The following is a 16383-nucleotide window of genomic DNA, read 5'->3' on the forward strand; positions in this document are numbered from 1 at the left end:
CGAGCGGCCGGACCCTAGAGGATCTCGCGCACCTTCTCCACCGGGCGGGCGAGCACGGTGCCCTTGTCGGTGACCACGATCGGCCGCTCGATGAGGATCGGGTGCTTCACCATCGCGTCGAGCAGCTCGTCCTCGGAGGCGTCCGCCAGGTTCAGCTCCGCGAACAGTGACTCCTTCCGCCGGATCGCCTGGCTCGGCACGAGTCCGGCGTCGTCGAGCAGCTTGCGCAGCCCGTCGCGCGACGGCGGGGTCTCGAGGTACTTGACGACGGTCGGCTCGAGGCCCGCCTCCTGCAGCACCTTCAGGGTGTTGCGGGACGTGCTGCACCGGGGGTTGTGGTAGATCGTCGCGGTCGTTGCCATGGCCACATTCTGCCGTGCCGCACCCGCTCCGGTTGAGTGCGGCGCGGCCGGTCTCTACCATCGTCCGGCGTCGGTGAAGGACAGGAGAGGTGTCGTGCTGAAGGGATTCCGGGATTTTCTGCTGCGCGGGAACGTGGTCGAGCTCGCCGTCGCGGTGGTCGTCGGGGCCGCGTTCACGGCCATCGTCACCGCCTTCACCAACCACATCGTCAACCCGCTCGTGGCCTCGGTGGGCGGCGCGAACGAGTACGGCTGGGGATTCCAGATCACCTCGAGCCCGGAGACGTTCGTCAACATCGGTGCCGTGGTGTCGGCGGTGATCAACTTCCTGTTGATCGCCGCGGTCGTCTACTTCGTGCTGATCCTGCCGGTGAACACCGCCAAGGCCCGGTTCGCCCCCAAGGAGGAGGGCGACAAGCCGCTGAGCGAGACCGACCTGCTGATCCAGATCCGCGACCTGCTTGAGACCGGCAGCTACACCCGGGCCGCGGACGCCGACGAGGACAGGGCGCGGGTCTGAGGCGGCCCCCGCGGCGCAGTCGGGGACGGTCGGCCCGCACTGTTAGCCTCGACGCACCACCTGCCCACCTGAGGACGCCCCGATGCTCGACATCGTCATCGACCCCGACTCGCCGGTCCCGCCGTACGAGCAGCTGCGCCAGCGGATCGTCACGATGGTGCGGCGCGACGAGCTGATCGCCGGCACCAAGCTTCCCACCGTCCGCGGGCTGGCCGAACACCTCGGCATCGCCCCGAACACCGTGGCCAAGACCTACCGGGAGCTCGAGCATCTCGGCATCATCGAGACTCGGGGCCGGGCGGGCACGTTCGTCGCCGAGTCCGGTGACCCCACCCGCACGCTCGCCCAGCGCGCCGCCACCGGCTACGTCCGCGAACTGCGCACCCTCGGCATGTCCGACGACGAGGTGCTCGAATTCGTCGTCGCGGCGCTGCGGGGCGCGTGACTCGTCCGACTTCCCCCGGAGCGGTGACGGTTGCGCTCCGCAGGGAAGTGGACGAGGTTTACATCATGGGCCTTTCGGACAAACCGACGGATCCGCACGACGCTCAGCGTGGCCGGCTCGTTTCGGTTCGCCCGGGAGGGCTGCGCCGACGGACCGCACCGGTGATCGATCCGGCCGTGTTCGTCCCGACGGCCCTGATCGTGGTGTCGATCGTCGTCTGGGGGCTGCTCGCACCGGACAATTTCGCCGCCGTGACGGGGGCGGTACTGGACTGGCTGGTGGTCAACCTGGGGTGGCTGTTCGTGCTCACCGCGTCGGGTTTCGTGGTCTTCTCGATCTGGCTGGCCCTGAGCCGGTTCGGACGGATCCCGCTCGGCAAGGACGACGAGGTGCCGGAGTTCCGCACCGTCAGCTGGATTGCGATGATGTTCAGCGCCGGTATGGGCATCGGCCTGATGTTCTTCGGTGTCGCCGAGCCCCTGGCCCATTTCGTGACCCCGCCGCCGGGCACAGCCGGGGGCGTGGGACCGGCGATGGCGACGACGATGTTCCACTGGAGCCTGCACCCGTGGTCGATCTATGCCGTGGTGGGTCTGGCCATCGCCTACGGCACCTACCGCAAGGGGCGTAAGCAGCTGATCAGTTCCGCCTTCCTGCCGCTGCTCGGCCGCCGCGCCGAGGGACCCGCCGGGAAGGTCATCGACATCCTCGCCCTGTTCGCCACGCTGTTCGGCACTGCTGCCTCGCTCGGCCTCGGGGCCCTGCAGATCGGGTCCGGCTTCGCGGTGACCGGTTGGCTCGAGGAGACGGGGGTGCTGCTGCTCGTGGCGATCATCGCGCTGCTCACAGCAGCCTTCGTCGCCTCCGCGGTGTCCGGTGTGGCTCGTGGCATCCAGTGGCTGTCCAACATCAACATGGTGCTCGCGCTCGCGCTCGCCGCGTTCGTCTTCGTGGTCGGTCCCACCGTGCTGATCCTGAATCTCGTACCCACCACTCTCGGCGCCTATGCCGCCGATCTGGCCCGCATGTCCGCTCGTACCGCGGCGTCGAGCCCCGAGGTCGCCGAGTGGCTCTCCGCATGGACCGTCTTCTACTGGGCATGGTGGATCTCGTGGACGCCGTTCGTCGGGATGTTCCTGGCCCGCATCAGCCGTGGCCGCACGGTCCGCCAGTTCGTCGTAGGGGTCATCGTCGTTCCCAGCACGGTGAGCCTGGTGTGGTTCGCGGTGTTCGGTGGTGCGGCCATCGGCGAGCAGCGCGACGGCCTCGGCCTGGCCGACGTCGGCACGACCGAGGCGCAGTTGTTCGGCATGCTCGAGAATCTGCCGCTGTTCACGATCTCGGCCGCTGTCGTGATGGTGCTCGTGGCCATCTTCTTCGTCTCGGGGGCCGACGCCGCATCGATCGTGATGGGCACCCTGTCCCAGCGCGGCACACTCTCCCCGCACCGTCGGGTCGTGGTGTTCTGGGGCGTGCTCACCGGCGGCGTCGCCGCCCTGCTCCTGTGGACGGGCGGTGCCGATGCCCTCACCGCCTTGCAGACCATGACGATCATCGCGGCGGCGCCGTTCGTGCTCGTCATGGTGGGTCTGTGCGTGTCCTTGTACCGGGACCTGTCGCGGGATCCACTGGTGTCCCCACGCGGTCGGCGGTTGCTGCGCCGCGCCGAGTACCGGTCCCCGGCGCGGCGCGGAGAAGAACGGACGTCGAATGAGTAGTGCCGTGCCGGCGCGGATCGCGTTCGCGGTCGAGGCCATGGACCCGCAGCCGGGCAGCGACGTGCTCGAGATCGGCTGCGGTGGGGGTGTCGCCGTCGCGCTCGTGTGCGAGCGGCTGCGCCGCCGCGGCCGGGTCGTCGGGGTGGACCGCTCGGCCACGCAGATCGATCGGGCTCGTCGCCGCAACCGGGACGGAGTCGACGCCGGGCTCGCCGAACTGCGCGTCGGCGAATTCCCCGGCGTCGACCTGCCGGGATCGTTCGACCTGGTCTTCGCCGTCAACGTCCCCGGTTTCCGCAGCGAGGACCCGGCCGCGCCGACGGCCGTCGCATCGCTGCTGCGACCCGCCGGCGAGTTGTGGGTGTTCGACGAACCGCCGCCCGGCCTCGCCCTCGGACCGGTGTCCATGCGGATCAGCGCGCTGCTCTCGCGCTGCGGCTACGCGATCGTCGACATCGTCGAGCGCGAGCGGACCGTCGGCGTGCGGGCCGCGCCGCCGGACGTCACCGCCAGCTCGGCAGCCACAACTGCTGCTGCCACGTCTCCACGGTGATCGGCGCTGCGGTGAGGATCGGCCACAGCCACACGAAGTTCGCCACCACCAGGCCGACGTAGAGGCACACGACCAGCAGGCCGGTCGAGCGTCGCTCGGCCGAGGCCCGCGGCGAGCCGAGGACGTCGCCGAGCACCAGCGCCAGCCCCATGACCAGGAAGGGCGCGAGCGGGACCGCGTAGAAGTAGTACATCTGCCGGTCGAGCGTCGCGAACCACGGCAGCAACGTCGCCGTGTAACCGGTGAGCACCGCGGCCCACCGCCAGTCCCGCCGCACCAGCAGCTGCCACCCACCCCACGCGAGCATCGGCAGCGCCAGCCACCACATCGCCGGGGTGCCCACCAGCATGACCGCCTTGACGCACTGCTCGCCGCCGCACCCACGGATCTGCTCGCCGTCGGCGAAGTAGTACAGCATCGGGCGCAGCCCCATCGGCCACGTCCACGGCTTGGACTCCCAGGGATGCAGGTTGCCGGCCGAGTTCGTCAGCCCCGAGTGGAACTCGAGCACGGAGGCGCTGTAATACCACAGCGACCGCAGGGCGTCCGGCACGAATGCGAACGCCCCGTCCGTGCCGATCTGACGACCCACCGCGTGCCGGTACACCCCGGTCTCGCCGGCGAACCACGCCCAGAACGTCGCCAGGTACACCCCGAGCGGCACCACCACCAGCGCGTACAGCGCCGGACCGACGTCGCGCAGCCCGGTGCCGAGCCACGGCCGTTGCACGTCGTAGGCCCGGCGGGCGGCGACGTCGAACGCCACCGACATCAGCCCGAAGAAGGCGATCAGATACAGCCCCGACCACTTGGTGCCCACCGCCAGACCCAGCAGCACACCGGCCCCGAACCGCCACCACCGCACGCCCAGCCGGGGACCCCACACCGTGTCGGCGATGCGTCCCTCGGCGTGCACGCGCGCCATGCGTTCCCGCATCTCGTCCCGGTCGACGATCAGGCACCCGAACGCGGCGACCGCGAACAGCGCCAGGAAGATGTCCAGCATCCCGAGGCGCGACGAGACGAACGTGACGCCGTCGGCGATCAGCAGGATCCCCGCCAGGCCGCCGAGCAGGGTCGAGCGGGTCAGCCGCCGCACAATCCGCACCACCAGCAGGACCAGCAGCGTCCCGGCGACGGCGGCGGAGAACCGCCACCCCCACCCGTTGTAACCGAACAGCGCCTCGCCGAGCGCGATGAGCTGCTTGCCCACGGGCGGGTGCACGACGAGGCCGTATCCGGGGTTGTCCTCGATCCCGCCGCCGGTGAGTACCTGCCAGCCCTGCGGGGCGTAGTGCTTCTCGTCGAACACCGGCGTCTTCGCGTCGGTGGGGTAGTGCAGCATCGTGAACCGGGTGATCGCCGCGATCGCGGTGACGAACAGCGTCACCACCCAGCCCCGGCCGCGGTCGACCGGACCGAAATCCGGTGCGGGCACCGTCGGGCCCGGGCTGTTCATCCGGCGGCGGTCCGATGCCACGGCAGGGCGCTCGTCCGTCACGGTCACGCCCCGATCGTAGGCTGAGACGCATGCAGGCAGACAATCCGGGACAGGGCCGGCTCGTGCTCGCCGCCACCCCCATGGGCGACATCGGCGACGCCTCGAAACGGCTCTGCGACGCGCTCGGCAGCGCCGACGTCGTCGCGGCCGAGGACACCCGTCGTACCAGGGCGCTCGCCGCCGCGCTGGGGGTCACCGTCACCGGACGGGTGGTCAGCTTCTACGACCAGGTGGAGGCCGCCCGGACGCCGGCGTTGGTCGCCGACGTCGAGGCCGGCAAGACGGTGCTGCTGGTCACCGACGCCGGCATGCCGTCCGTCAGCGACCCCGGCTACCGCCTGGTGTCGGCGTGCGTCGCGGCCGGGCTGCCCGTCACGTGCCTGCCCGGCCCGTCCGCGGTGACCACCGCACTCGCGCTGTCCGCGCTGCCGGTCGAGCGGTTCTGCTTCGAAGGCTTCCCACCGCGCAAGGTCGGCGCCCGTCGCGCCTGGCTGCAGACCCTCGCCGCCGAGCCGCGCGCGGTGGTGTTCTTCGAGGCCCCGCATCGCCTCGCCGCGTGCCTCGCCGACGCCGTCGACGTGCTCGGCGGGCAGCGGCGCGCCGCGGTGTGCCGGGAGCTGACCAAGACCTACGAGGAGGTGCGTCGCGGCACGCTCGCCGAGCTGGCGCAGTGGGCGGCCGACGGTGCGCGCGGCGAGATCACCGTCGTGCTCGAGGGCGCGTCGGCGCAGATCGCGGAGCCGGCCGAGCTGGTCGACGAGGTGGAACGGCTGGTGTCGGACGGAGTGCGGCTGAAGGACGCGTGCGCGCAGGTGGCGACGTCCGGGGTGTCCAAACGCGAGCTGTACGACGCGGTACTGGCCGCGCGGCAGGACGAGCCGTCGTCGTAGACTCTGCCCCTTACCGCGCAGCAGGAGGTACGGATGGAGTCGGTGAACGAATTCCTCGTCGAGGTCGCGTCGGTGGTGTGGGGGCCGTACTTGCTCATACCGCTGCTGCTGGGCACCGGCGTGATCCTGACGGTGCGGCTGCGGGGCGTGCAGTTCCGCAAGCTGTGGCCGGCCCTGCGGCTCGGGCTGATCATCCGCAAGGACCCGGACGCCACCGAGGGTGACATCTCCCAGTACCAGGCGCTGACGACCGCGCTGGCCGCCACCGTGGGCGTCGGCAACATCGCCGGTGTCGCCACTGCCATCTACTTCGGCGGCCCGGGCGCCCTGTTCTGGATGTGGGTCACCGGTCTCGTCGGCATGGCCAGCAAGTACTCGGAGGCGTTCCTCGGCGTCAAGTACCGCGTCACCGACGCCAAGGGCGAGCAGTCCGGCGGCCCGCAGTACTACCTGGCCCGCGCCATCCCCAACAAGTTCGGCCTGGCGCTGAGCCTGATGTTCGCGGTGTTCGCCGTACTCGCCAGCTTCGGCATCGGCAACATGACGCAGGCCAACACCGTCGCCACCCAGATGGACTCCACCTTCGGGGTGCCCACCTGGTTGTCCGGCATCGTCATGACGGTGCTCGCCGCCGCGGTGCTGCTCGGCGGCATCAAGTCCATCGGCAAGGTCACCGCCGGGTTCGTGCCCGCGATGATCCTGCTGTACGTCGGCGCCGGGATCATCGTCCTCGCGGTCAACATCACCGACATCCCGCAGGCGTTCGCCCTGGTGTTCTCCGACGCATTCACCGGAACCGCCGCGACCGGCGGCTTCATCGGCTCGGTGTTCATGATCGCCCTGCGCTACGGCGTGGCCCGCGGCATCTTCTCCAACGAGTCCGGCATGGGCAGCGCCGCAATCGCCGCCGCCGCGGCGCAGACCACCCATCCGGTGCGGCAGGGCCTCGTGTCGATGACCCAGACGTTCATCGACACGATCATCGTCGTGACCTTCACGGGCATGGTCATCATCACCACCGGCGCCTGGAAGTCCGGCGAGCAGGGCGCGGCGATGACCTCGCTCGCCTTCTCGGACGGCCTCGGCGGCGACTGGGGCAGCTGGATCGTCACGATCTCCGTGGTGTTCTTCGCCTTCTCGACGATCCTCGGGTGGTCGTACTACGGCGACCGCTGCGTCGAACGCCTCGTCGGCCGGGGCGGCGTCCTCCCGTACCGGGCGATCTTCGTGCTCGTCGTCTACGTCGGCGCCACCACCGAGCTCGAGGTGGTGTGGAACTTCTCCGATGTGATGAACGGGCTGATGGCACTGCCCAACCTGGTGGGCCTGCTCGTCCTCTCGGGTCTCATCGCCCGCGAGACGAAGGAGTACCTCGCCCGCGATCCGTACCTGCTCGGCGAGAAGGGCAGCAGCACGCCGGCCCGGTAGGCGCGGCCGGCCGTCGCTACGGCGCGGCCGAGGAGAGCGCGACGATCAGCAACACGGCGACGGCCACGATCAGGGCCGCGACCAACGTGGGCGGAACGCCGTTGACGATCCGGTCGACGAGCTTGTACACGATCCCTCGGTTCGGGTCGCGCGCTGCCTTCCCTCCGCCTCGGGCGGAACCACCCCTCGTCGGGTTCCGGCCGGTGCGGAGGTGCAGCGCGTCGCGGGGTCTTCCCGCTCGGGAACAACTCTGTCGGGTATATCCGGGGCGACCAACCGGTTCGCGTGCCGCTCGCGATATCATCCCAGGTCAGGGCTGGTGAGGAGTTTTTCCGCAGCGGACGATCCGGGCTCTCGAGGGGTGCGGAGCAGGGAGGATGCGGGAGATGGAACCGGCGGACGAGCGAACCGAGGCTGAGCCGCGGCAGGTGTTCGCCGACCAGCTCCGGATTCTGTTCGCGGCGGCGGGGCGTCCCGCACTCAAGAAGGTCTCCTCCGAGGCGGCGGCCGTCGCCCGCGCCGTGGGCAGCGATCGGACCGTGTCGGTGCAGCGGCTCAGCGACTGGCGATCCGGCGCCCGGGTGCCCGCCACCTTCGAGGCGATCCGTCCGGTCCTGGTCGTCCTGATCCGCGCCGCCCGGGCCCTGCACGCCCAGCCGCCGGCACCCGGCCTCTACTCGATAAAGCGGTGGGAACGGTGGTGGGAACTCGCCCGGGGACCAGCCGGGCGGGCCCGGGCGGAGACGTCCGAGGCGCCCGCCGCGACGCCGCCCACCGGTGTGCGGCCCTACCGGGGACTCGAGGCGTACCGCGAGCGCGACGCGCAGCTGTTCTTCGGCCGGAGCCGGAGTGTGCGCGAGCTCGTCGAGACCGTCGTCGCCGCCCACGGGCACGGCATCGTCGTGGTGACCGGCGCCTCCGGCGTCGGCAAGTCCTCGCTCGTGCAGGCCGGCCTCATCCCGGAACTGTGCCGCGACGGCCGCTGGCGGCCGGTGGTCCTGACTCCGGGGCGGCACCCCGTGGCGCAGCTCGTCGAGTGCATACCCGAACTCGCCGACATCTCGGACGCGGACGAGCCCTCCGCCGTCGCGCGGCTGCGCGCCGCCGCCGGCCGTCAGGGCAGCTCGGGCCTGCTGATCGTCGTCGACCAGATCGAGGAGCTGTTCACCCACTGCGAGGACCCGGCCGAACGCTCGGCGTTCCTGGCGCTCCTCGAGCGGGCCGCGACCGTGGGCGACGGCGACACCCCGATCGCGGTGGTGGCCACGCTGCGGTCGGACTTCTACGACCGGGCCGTGACGTATCCCGTGCTGGCGCGGGCGCTGGAGCGGCACAGCAAGACGGTCCAGCCCCTGACCCGCGACGATCTGGTGGAGGTGATCTCCGCACCGGCGCGGCTGCTCGGCCTGCGGTTCGAGCCGGGGCTGGTGGAGCTGATCCTGCACGACCTCGGCGTGCTGACCGCCGACGACGTCGGCGGGGCGGAGCTGCCGCTGCTGTCCCACCTGCTCGACGCCCTGTGGGAACGCCGGCGTGGCGGCCACCTGACCGTGGCCGGCTACGGTGCCACCGGCGGGGTGCGCGGATCGATCGCCGCCAGCGCGGAACGCGCGTGGGAGGAGCTCGACGCCCGTGGCCGCCGCCTCGCTCGCGCGATGCTCGTGCACCTGGTCTACGTGACCGACACCGGCACCGACGTGAAGATCCGGCGTCCGCTGGACCGGCTGCTCGCCGTCGCCGGAGACGACGTCGACGCGGGGCGCCGGGTGGTCGACCACTTCGTCACCGCTCGCGTCCTCGTCGTCGACGCCGGCAGCGTCGAGCTGCTGCACGACGCCGTGATCGACGCCTGGCCGCGCTTGAAGTCCTGGATCCAGGCGGACCGCTCGTACGCGGCGCTGTGCCAGCAGATCGAGGCGGACGCCGCCGGGTGGGTCGAGGGACGCCGGCACGCGGACCTGCTCTACCAGCGCGGCCGGATGGACCTCGTCGCCGAGCACGAGGCCGGGGACCTCGCGGGGCGGACGCGGCCCGTCGGCGTCGAGGCCGCGCTGAGCCCGACCGCGGTGGACTTCCTCCGGGAATCGCGGCGGCAGATCCGCCGGCGGACCCGCATCCGCAACGGCGCGATCGCCGCCCTCGTGCTGTCCACGATCGTCGCGGTGGTGATGGGGACGCTGGCCTGGGCCGGCAAGAACCGCGCGGAGGCCGAGCGCAGTGCCGCCCAGTTCCAGCAGGTCGTCGCGCTCGCCGACTCCATGCGCGAGAAGGACCCGTCGACCGCGGCCCAGCTGGCGCTCGCGGCGTGGCAGCTGAAGCCGGACAGCGAGGTCGCGTACTCGCGGCTCGTCGCGACCGAGCAGATGCCGCTGGCGCTGCCTCTCGAGGGCCACAGCGGTCCCGTCTACGGGGTGGCGATCGCGCCGGACGGCACGACCCTCGCCTCGGCCAGCGACGACGGCAGCGTTCGCTTGTGGGACCTGTCGGACCGGACCGCCCCGCGGCCGCTCGGAGCGCTGGTGTCGGGCGAGCCCGAGTATCTGGCATCGGTTTCGTTCAGCCCGGACGGCACCCTGCTCGCGGCGGGCGGGGCGACGGGCGCGGTGTGGATCTGGGACGTCACGGATCGCGACCGGCCCGTCGCCCTGCTCACCGCCGAGGTGCTCGTGCCGGAGGTCATCCACAACGTGCGGTTCAGCCCGGACGGCCGGTTGCTCGCCGTGCCGTACGACAACGGGTCGGTGGTGCTCGTCGACACGAGCGAACCCCGGACGCGGGGATTTCCCCGCACCGTCCTGCCCGCGCACGGGGCGGCCGTGCGGACCGTGGCGTTCCACCCCGGCGGCACCGTGCTGGCCACGTCGAGCGACGATCGCTCGGTGCGGTTGTGGGACCTGACCGACCAGGCCGCCGCGCCGCTCGGCGAGCCGCTGACCGGTTTCCGCGACGTGGCGCATTCCGTCGCGTTCGCTCCCGACGGCCGGACCCTCGCGGTCAGCAGCGACGACGGCGTCCTCACGCTGTTCGACACCGCCGAGCCCGGGGCGGTACGGCCGGCCGGCCCGCCCGTGCAGGCGCACACCGGTGGGGTGTGGACCGTGGCGTTCGCGCCCGACGGCCGCACCCTGGCGAGCGCATCGTGGGACGGGACCGCGAAGCTGTGGTCGATCGACCCGGCGACGCGAGCGGTCGACGAGATGCGGCCGGCCCTCGCCGGCAACGGCGGCGGCGTCCCGGCGCTCGCGTTCACCCCCGACGGTGCCGCGCTGGTCACCGGCGGTCACGACGGCACCATCCGGGTCTGGACGCTGCCGCGCGGACGCGTCCCGGTCGCGGATTCCGCCCTGACCCTCCCGGCGATCGACCGCACCGGCTCGCTTGTCGCGACCGGGGGCTACAACGCCACCGTGCCGCTGTGGCGGATCGGCCCCGACGGGCGCTGGTCGCCGCTCGGTGCCGTGAACCGCCCGCGACCGCTGGGGGGTGCGGTGACGACCGCCCTGTCTCCCTCCGCCAGCACACTGGCCACGGCCTCGACGACGGACGGCGAGATCCACCTGTGGGACGTCCGGGACCCCACCGTTCCGCGGCTCTGGGCGAACCCGATCGTCACCGAGACCCGGTTCACGTCCGAACTCGCATTCGGTCCCGACGGCACCACCCTCGTCACGGGAGACGACGACCACTCCCTCGTGCTGTGGGACGTGTCGGATCCGGCGCGTCCGGCGCCGTGGGGCGCCCCGCTCGGGGGCCCCACCAACCTGATCCGGGCGGCGGCGTTCGCGCCGGACGGCCGGCACCTGGTGGTGGCGAGCGCGGACGGCTCGCTCTACGCCTGGAACGTCGCCGATCCCGCGGCCCCGGTCCCGGTGCCGGTGTCGGACGGCCATGCCACCGGCGTCAACGCCCTCGCGTTCAGCGCCGACGGCAACGTCCTCGCCACCGGCGGCGACGACCACACGGTCCGCGTGTGGGACCGCGGACCCGACGGGTCGTTCACCGTCCGCCCCGAGGCGCTGCGCGGGCACACCGGCACCGTCTATTCGGTGTCGGTGACGCCGAACGGCCACGAGGTGGTCAGCGGCGGCGACGACGGCACGGTGCGCCTGTGGCACGTCGGCGACCCGGAGGACATGCACCCGGTGGGCGGCCCGATCACCGACGTCGGCGTCGGCCGGTGGCAGGTGGGCTTCCTGCCGGGCAGCAACGCCGTGATCGCGGCGGGTGGCGACGGGATGGTGCGCACGTGGGGCCTGGACGTCGAGTCGATCATCGCGCGGATCTGCGCGGCGACGACGGGCCGGATCACCGCATCGCTGCCGCAGTCCGATCTGCCGGTGGCCGGCCGGACGGTGTGCGGGGGCTGAGCGCCAGGATGCTGGCGGCCTTGTCGAGGCACTCCTGCCATTCGGCGTCCGGATCGGAATCGATGGTGATGCCACCGCCGACGCCGAGACCACACGACCCCGGCGTGCCCGCGTCCCCGCCGCCGAACTCGACGGTGCGGATCGCCACGTTGAGCTCCAGCCCGGCGAGCGGGCTGGCCATGCCCACGGTGCCGCAGTACACGCCCCGCGGCTGCGGCTCCCAGACCCGCAGGAACTCCCGCGCCCGGAGCTTGGGACAGCCGGTCACCGAGGCCGGCGGGAACGCGGCCCCGAGCAACCGCGCGGTGTCCACACCGGCCCGCAGCGTGGCCGCGACGGTGGACACCAGGTGCCAGACTCCGGGGGCCCGATGCACCCCGAGCAGATCCGGCACGGTGACGGTTCCGGTCTCGGCCACGCGTCCGAGGTCGTTGCGCACGAGGTCCACGATCATCACGTTCTCCGCGACGTCCTTGACGGACGCGCGCAGCCGGGCCGGATCCGCGCCGATCGGGAGCGTGCCCTTGATCGGGCTCGACGTCACCCGGTCGTCGTGGCGGGCGAGGAACAACTCCGGCGACAGCGACGCGACCGCCCCCCACCCGCCTGCGACGTAGGCGGCCCGGGCCGGCGCGGTGCGCTCGATCCCGTCGGCGAAGAAGTGCAGCGGGCTGCCCGACCAGGCGCCGGTGAAGCGAGTGCACACGCACGCCTGATAGACCTCGCCGGCCCGGATCGCGTCGAGGCACTGCCGCACGCCGCGGCGATGGGCGCCGCGGTCCGGCGCGGTCCAGTCGATATGCCACGGCGCCCGCCCGGAAGCCTCGGGCGCCTCGCGGACGGCGGCGGCGAGCCCGGCCGGGCACGGCGCGTCGGTGAGGCTCTCATACCACCAGCAGCCGTCGTGGTCGAGTCGCAGCACGGTGTCCGCCCACCCCCCGGCCGCGCGAGGCAACGCCGGGTGGGCGGGGGCTCGGTCCGGGTACGCCAGGTAGCCGATCCACCCCCCGCCGACGACCGGCCCGTCGTCGCGGGTGCGCAGGGACGGGCCCTCGCGCAGGACGAACGCGTCGGAAGGCGGGGTGGCGACGGCCTCGACGTGGGGCGCGAGGACCGCCGCCGCGCCGAACCACGTGCCGGTCAGTGCGGCCGGCGGGGGCGCTCCCGCCGCCTCGGCGCGGGCGCCCAGCACCCGCAGCACCTGCGCCGGGCCACCCCCGGCGCCGAGCCGTTCCATCCGCATGAGCACAGCCTCCCACGGGATGCCGGAACGGGCCGAATCACACCGGGCGTTCAGTGGACCGGCGGCATCACCCTGTCCGCCGCGCCGAGCTTGTCCGGGTTCCGCACCACATACAGGCCCGTGACCAGGCCCGCGTCCGTCTCGATCATCATCACGAGGTCGAGCCGCTCGGCCGAGTACACCGCCAGCGCGGGCAGACCGTTGAACGACGCGAACTCGAAGCGCATGTCGGGCAGGGGCCTGCGCCCCAGGTTCCGCAACAGCCGCGCGACCTTCTTCGCCCCGGACACCGGAACCCGTGCGGCCGTCGCCTTGCCCCCGCCGTCGGCGACGTAGACCACCTCCGGGGACAGCACCTTCATCAGCGCCTCCACGTCGCCGGTGCCGGCGGCGGCGAGCAGTTCCTCGACCACCCGGCGGGTCTCCGCGCCGGACGCCGTGTACCGCTTGCGCCGCGCGTGCACGTGGCTTCGGGCGCGGTGGGCGATCTGCCGCACCGTCGCCTCCGGCCTGCCGACCGCCGCCGCGATCTGGGCGTGGTCGAATCCGAACACCTCGCGCAGCACGAACACCGCCCGTTCGAGCGGGCCGAGTGTCTCGAGCACCAGCATCATCGCCATCGACACCGACTCCGCGAGCAGGACGTCCTCGGCGGCATCCGGCGCCGTGCGTACCGGCTCGGGCAGCCACGGCCCGACGTAGTCCTCCCGGCGACGCTGCGCGGTGCGCAGCGCGTTCAGCGCCTGCCGGGTGACCACGCGGCTCAGATACGCCCGGGGGTTGGCGACCTCGTCGAGGTCCACCTCGGCCCACCGCAGGTAGCTGTCCTGCAGGATGTCCTCGCTGTCGGCGACGCTGCCGGTGATCTCGTACGCGATGCCGAACAGCAGGCCGCGGTGCCGGGTGAACAGCTCGTCGTGCGTCATCGCGGCGCCGCGATCGGATCGTGCGCAGCGGCCGGTCCCTTCGGGAAGGGATAGCCGTGCCCCCGTGCCTGCCGGCGCAGTGTCCACACCGTTCCGCGCACCACCATCTCCTTGCCGAATGCGCCCAACGTACCGCGCAGGGCGCCGCCGCGGGCCGTGTCGTCCGGGCGGGTGCGCTGCACGACGCCGGAGGCCCGGCCCAGCGAGATGCACTGCGCCACGAAACCGAGCGACAGCGGCTGCGGCTCCAGGCCCGCCAGCAGCGCCCATGCCGTGTCGGCGCCGTGCGCGCCGAGCGGCAGCGCCGCCTGGCAGCTCATCCGGATGTGATCCTGGCCGTCGACGGTCACGGCGTCGCCCACCCCCACGACGTTGGCTGCGCCCGTGCTCCGCAGGGTGGCGTCGACGCGGAGCCGACCGGTCCCGTCGACCGGCAACCCGCTCCGCCGGGCCAGGTCGGGCACCGTGAAGCCGCCCGCCCAGATCGTGAGTTCCGCGGGCACCGCTTCGCCGTCGGCGAGCAGCACCTCCCGCCCGGTGACCGCGACGACCCGGCCCGGCCGCACCCGGACACCGAGCCGTCGCAGCCGTGCGGCGACGAACCGCCGGGTGGCGCCGGGCAGGTGTGCGACGGGGTCCCCGACGAGGGTGCAGGTCAGGTGGGGATGCGCCTCGGCGATCTCGGCGGCCGATTCGACGCCGGTGAGCCCGCCGCCGACGACCACCACGCCGGCACCGTCGCCGAGCCTGTCGAGCGCGGCGGCCGTGTCCATGGCGCGTTCGAACTCGGCCGGCGAGTGCAGCCGGTCGGCGCCCGGGATCGCGGGCACGCCGGCGCCGCTGCCGACGGCGTAGATCGCCACGTCGAACGGCAGCGCCGTCCCGTCGGCGAGCAGCACACGATCCGCACCGATCTGCACCGCGGTGCCGAGGTGCACGACCGCCGCCGGGTGCAGCACCTCGGCGAGGTCGTGCGCGGCCGCACCGGATCCGGCCGCGAGCTGGTGCAGCCGCACCCTCTCGACGAACACCGGTCGCGGGTTGACGACCGTCACCGATACCTCCGGATGCGCGGCGAGCATGCGGTTCGCTGCCATCACGCCCGCGTACCCGGCCCCGAGCACCACCACGTCGGTTGCCATCCTGACCACCCCTTCTGCTGTCGACGATTTCGCGGTCGTGCATGGGACACCGGCCGGCCCGCGAATGTGACAGGGTGCGGCGTGGCAGTGCTCACACGGCCGGCCCGCTACGGGGAACCGGGGGTGAGGAAGGCCGACTCGGCCGCGTCCCGGCCCGCGAACCACCCCTCGGCGTCGACGCTGCGTGTGCGCGTCGACCGGGTCGTCGGGAACAACCGGCGGAACTCCGAGTCCACGGCCTCGGAGCGACGGGCCAGCAACGGGGCGAGCTGCGTGACGGCCATGCTCGCGTCGGCCGCGGCGGCCGCGGTGGCGCGCACGTCGGCCTGCCGCAGCCGTTCGCCGATCCGGTATGCGAACCCCGCCAGGAAGGCGCGACGGAACGCCGTCGCCGCGCCGCCGGTGCGGCCCCCGGTCCCGGCCGCGCGCACGGCCCGGCTCGCCTGCACCGACAGCGACGTGAACAGCACCTCGACCTGCTGCAGGTCGACGTCGGCGCCGACGATCGTGGCGATCCCGACCTTGGTGAACCACACCGTGCGGGTGCGGTTCGCGTTCCCGATCGCGGTGAGCAGCAGCACCTTCTCCTTCGCGTACGGGTTGTCGACGTGCAGGCGGCGCCCCCGCGCGGCGCCCGTCTCGGCGCCGGTGAGCAGGGCCGCGCCGATCGCGTACCGGGTCATCAGCTCCTGCGCCTTGGCGGTGAGGGTCTCGGCCTCCTCCGGATAGTCCGTGGACTCGGCCTTCGCCAGGAGGCCGCGGATCCGTGCGAGCACCCTCGGGTCCGGGCACAGGGATTCGCCGGCCGCGGGGACCGGGCGCAACGGCGGCCACTGCGACGGCGGCGGCAGGAGAGGGGCGAACCGCGGCAGGTACTTCCAGGCGAACGCCAGCCCCATCACCTGGAAGCGGGACAGGCCGGGCAGCTCGCGCAGCAGTTCGACGCCGAGGTGGCGCACCGGTGCGTCGGGCGGAACCCGTTCGGCGATCCGCGCGGCACCGGGACAGCGCTCCGCGATCACACCGAGCTGCTGCACCCAGTCCATGGGCGCCCGGTCGGCCGCGTGGCTGCGCCGGGCGTCGTACAGCACCGCGGCGGCCGCCAGTGGGACGTCCGTGGCGTCGCCGGACCGGGCCGTCACGTGCAGCACGTCGGCGGGCTGCCAGCCGCGCTCGTAGGCGGCGCACAGTTCGTCGAGAAGTGGCCGGGTGCCGAGGTGGAAGACCTCGTCGGATGCCCCGGACCCCGCCGGCGCCTGTCGAAAGTATGTTCTATCTCGCCCCATGC

13 protein-coding genes are annotated in these 16383 nt (G+C 72.6%); 7 read left to right on the plus strand and 6 right to left on the minus strand.

Annotated elements, in window-relative coordinates; translation table 11 throughout:
- Window positions 1-14: 14 nt before the first annotated feature.
- Entirely contained in the window at window positions 15-362 is a 348-nt protein-coding gene (gene arsC, locus KZJ41_RS07660) for an arsenate reductase (glutaredoxin) (RefSeq protein WP_065922886.1), read from the minus strand.
- 94 nt (window positions 363-456) lie between these two features.
- Between arsC and mscL the strand changes: the two genes are divergently transcribed.
- From mscL to KZJ41_RS07680, 4 genes are all read left to right on the plus strand, one after another.
- On the plus strand, window positions 457-882 hold the full coding sequence (gene mscL / locus KZJ41_RS07665; RefSeq protein WP_029542060.1) for a large conductance mechanosensitive channel protein MscL: 426 nt from the start codon (window positions 457-459) through the stop codon (window positions 880-882).
- Between the two features lie 82 nt (window positions 883-964).
- A complete protein-coding gene (locus KZJ41_RS07670) occupies window positions 965-1327 on the plus strand; it encodes a GntR family transcriptional regulator (RefSeq protein WP_006944937.1) in 363 nt (120 codons plus the stop codon).
- A gap of 65 nt (window positions 1328-1392) precedes the next feature.
- The gene (locus tag KZJ41_RS07675; RefSeq protein WP_251550408.1) at window positions 1393-3045 is read left to right on the plus strand and encodes a BCCT family transporter; all 1653 of its coding nucleotides are present in this window, start codon (window positions 1393-1395) and stop codon (window positions 3043-3045) included.
- Window positions 3038-3598, plus strand: coding sequence for a cyclopropane-fatty-acyl-phospholipid synthase family protein (locus KZJ41_RS07680; protein ID WP_231771894.1), 561 nt, complete (start codon window positions 3038-3040; stop codon window positions 3596-3598). Before KZJ41_RS07675 ends, KZJ41_RS07680 begins: the two co-directional genes overlap by 8 nt.
- Here the strand turns inward: KZJ41_RS07680 and KZJ41_RS07685 are convergent.
- Complete coding sequence (locus KZJ41_RS07685) at window positions 3549-5057, minus strand: dolichyl-phosphate-mannose--protein mannosyltransferase (protein ID WP_180987105.1); 1509 nt, start codon at window positions 5055-5057, stop codon at window positions 3549-3551. The two genes, KZJ41_RS07680 and KZJ41_RS07685, sit on opposite strands and share 50 nt — an antisense overlap.
- 71 nt (window positions 5058-5128) lie before the next feature.
- Between KZJ41_RS07685 and rsmI the strand changes: the two genes are divergently transcribed.
- From rsmI to KZJ41_RS07700, 3 genes are all read left to right on the plus strand, one after another.
- Window positions 5129-5989: a 16S rRNA (cytidine(1402)-2'-O)-methyltransferase gene (gene rsmI, locus KZJ41_RS07690; RefSeq protein WP_102800654.1), complete on the plus strand. Its 861-nt coding sequence runs from the start codon at window positions 5129-5131 to the stop codon at window positions 5987-5989.
- A 33-nt stretch (window positions 5990-6022) separates the two neighbouring features.
- Window positions 6023-7417: a sodium:alanine symporter family protein gene (locus KZJ41_RS07695; protein ID WP_006944928.1), complete on the plus strand. Its 1395-nt coding sequence runs from the start codon at window positions 6023-6025 to the stop codon at window positions 7415-7417.
- Between the two features lie 386 nt (window positions 7418-7803).
- Window positions 7804-11784: an AAA family ATPase gene (locus tag KZJ41_RS07700; protein ID WP_102800655.1), complete on the plus strand. Its 3981-nt coding sequence runs from the start codon at window positions 7804-7806 to the stop codon at window positions 11782-11784.
- On the opposite strand, the gene KZJ41_RS07705 is transcribed toward KZJ41_RS07700, so the two are convergent.
- The 4 genes from KZJ41_RS07705 to KZJ41_RS07720 form a co-directional block, all read right to left on the minus strand.
- Window positions 11723-13027, minus strand: a complete 1305-nt coding sequence (locus KZJ41_RS07705) for an aminodeoxychorismate synthase component I (protein ID WP_065922885.1) — start codon at window positions 13025-13027, stop codon at window positions 11723-11725. The genes KZJ41_RS07700 and KZJ41_RS07705 overlap by 62 nt on opposite strands.
- Before the next feature lie 50 nt (window positions 13028-13077).
- On the minus strand, window positions 13078-13953 hold the full coding sequence (locus tag KZJ41_RS07710) for an RNA polymerase sigma-70 factor (protein WP_006944922.1): 876 nt from the start codon (window positions 13951-13953) through the stop codon (window positions 13078-13080).
- Entirely contained in the window at window positions 13950-15095 is a 1146-nt protein-coding gene (locus tag KZJ41_RS07715) for an FAD-dependent oxidoreductase (protein WP_174824796.1), read from the minus strand. The genes KZJ41_RS07710 and KZJ41_RS07715 overlap by 4 nt, the downstream gene beginning before the upstream one ends.
- 107 nt (window positions 15096-15202) lie before the next feature.
- Window positions 15203-16381 (minus strand): DUF2786 domain-containing protein, encoded by a 1179-nt coding sequence (locus KZJ41_RS07720; RefSeq protein WP_006944919.1) that lies wholly within the window; start codon window positions 16379-16381, stop codon window positions 15203-15205.
- Window positions 16382-16383: the final 2 nt, after the last annotated feature.

Origin of the sequence: Rhodococcus sp. 11-3, assembly GCF_023704055.1 — a bacterium.
Lineage (GTDB): Bacteria > Actinomycetota > Actinomycetes > Mycobacteriales > Mycobacteriaceae > Rhodococcus > Rhodococcus aetherivorans.

Bases quoted from the DNA above. Each gene is read 5' to 3' on its own strand.
- arsC (WP_065922886.1), bottom strand. From the start codon at position 362: ATGGCAACGACCGCGACGATCTACCACAACCCCCGGTGCAGCACGTCC.
- KZJ41_RS07670 (WP_006944937.1), top strand. From the start codon at position 965: ATGCTCGACATCGTCATCGACCCCGACTCGCCGGTCCCGCCGTACGAG.
- KZJ41_RS07675 (WP_251550408.1), top strand. From the start codon at position 1,393: ATGGGCCTTTCGGACAAACCGACGGATCCGCACGACGCTCAGCGTGGC.
- KZJ41_RS07680 (WP_231771894.1), top strand. From the start codon at position 3,038: ATGAGTAGTGCCGTGCCGGCGCGGATCGCGTTCGCGGTCGAGGCCATG.
- KZJ41_RS07685 (WP_180987105.1), bottom strand. From the start codon at position 5,057: ATGAACAGCCCGGGCCCGACGGTGCCCGCACCGGATTTCGGTCCGGTC.
- rsmI (WP_102800654.1), top strand. From the start codon at position 5,129: ATGCAGGCAGACAATCCGGGACAGGGCCGGCTCGTGCTCGCCGCCACC.
- KZJ41_RS07695 (WP_006944928.1), top strand. From the start codon at position 6,023: ATGGAGTCGGTGAACGAATTCCTCGTCGAGGTCGCGTCGGTGGTGTGG.
- KZJ41_RS07700 (WP_102800655.1), top strand. From the start codon at position 7,804: ATGGAACCGGCGGACGAGCGAACCGAGGCTGAGCCGCGGCAGGTGTTC.
- KZJ41_RS07705 (WP_065922885.1), bottom strand. From the start codon at position 13,027: ATGCGGATGGAACGGCTCGGCGCCGGGGGTGGCCCGGCGCAGGTGCTG.
- KZJ41_RS07710 (WP_006944922.1), bottom strand. From the start codon at position 13,953: ATGACGCACGACGAGCTGTTCACCCGGCACCGCGGCCTGCTGTTCGGC.
- KZJ41_RS07715 (WP_174824796.1), bottom strand. From the start codon at position 15,095: ATGGCAACCGACGTGGTGGTGCTCGGGGCCGGGTACGCGGGCGTGATG.
- KZJ41_RS07720 (WP_006944919.1), bottom strand. From the start codon at position 16,381: ATGGGGCGAGATAGAACATACTTTCGACAGGCGCCGGCGGGGTCCGGG.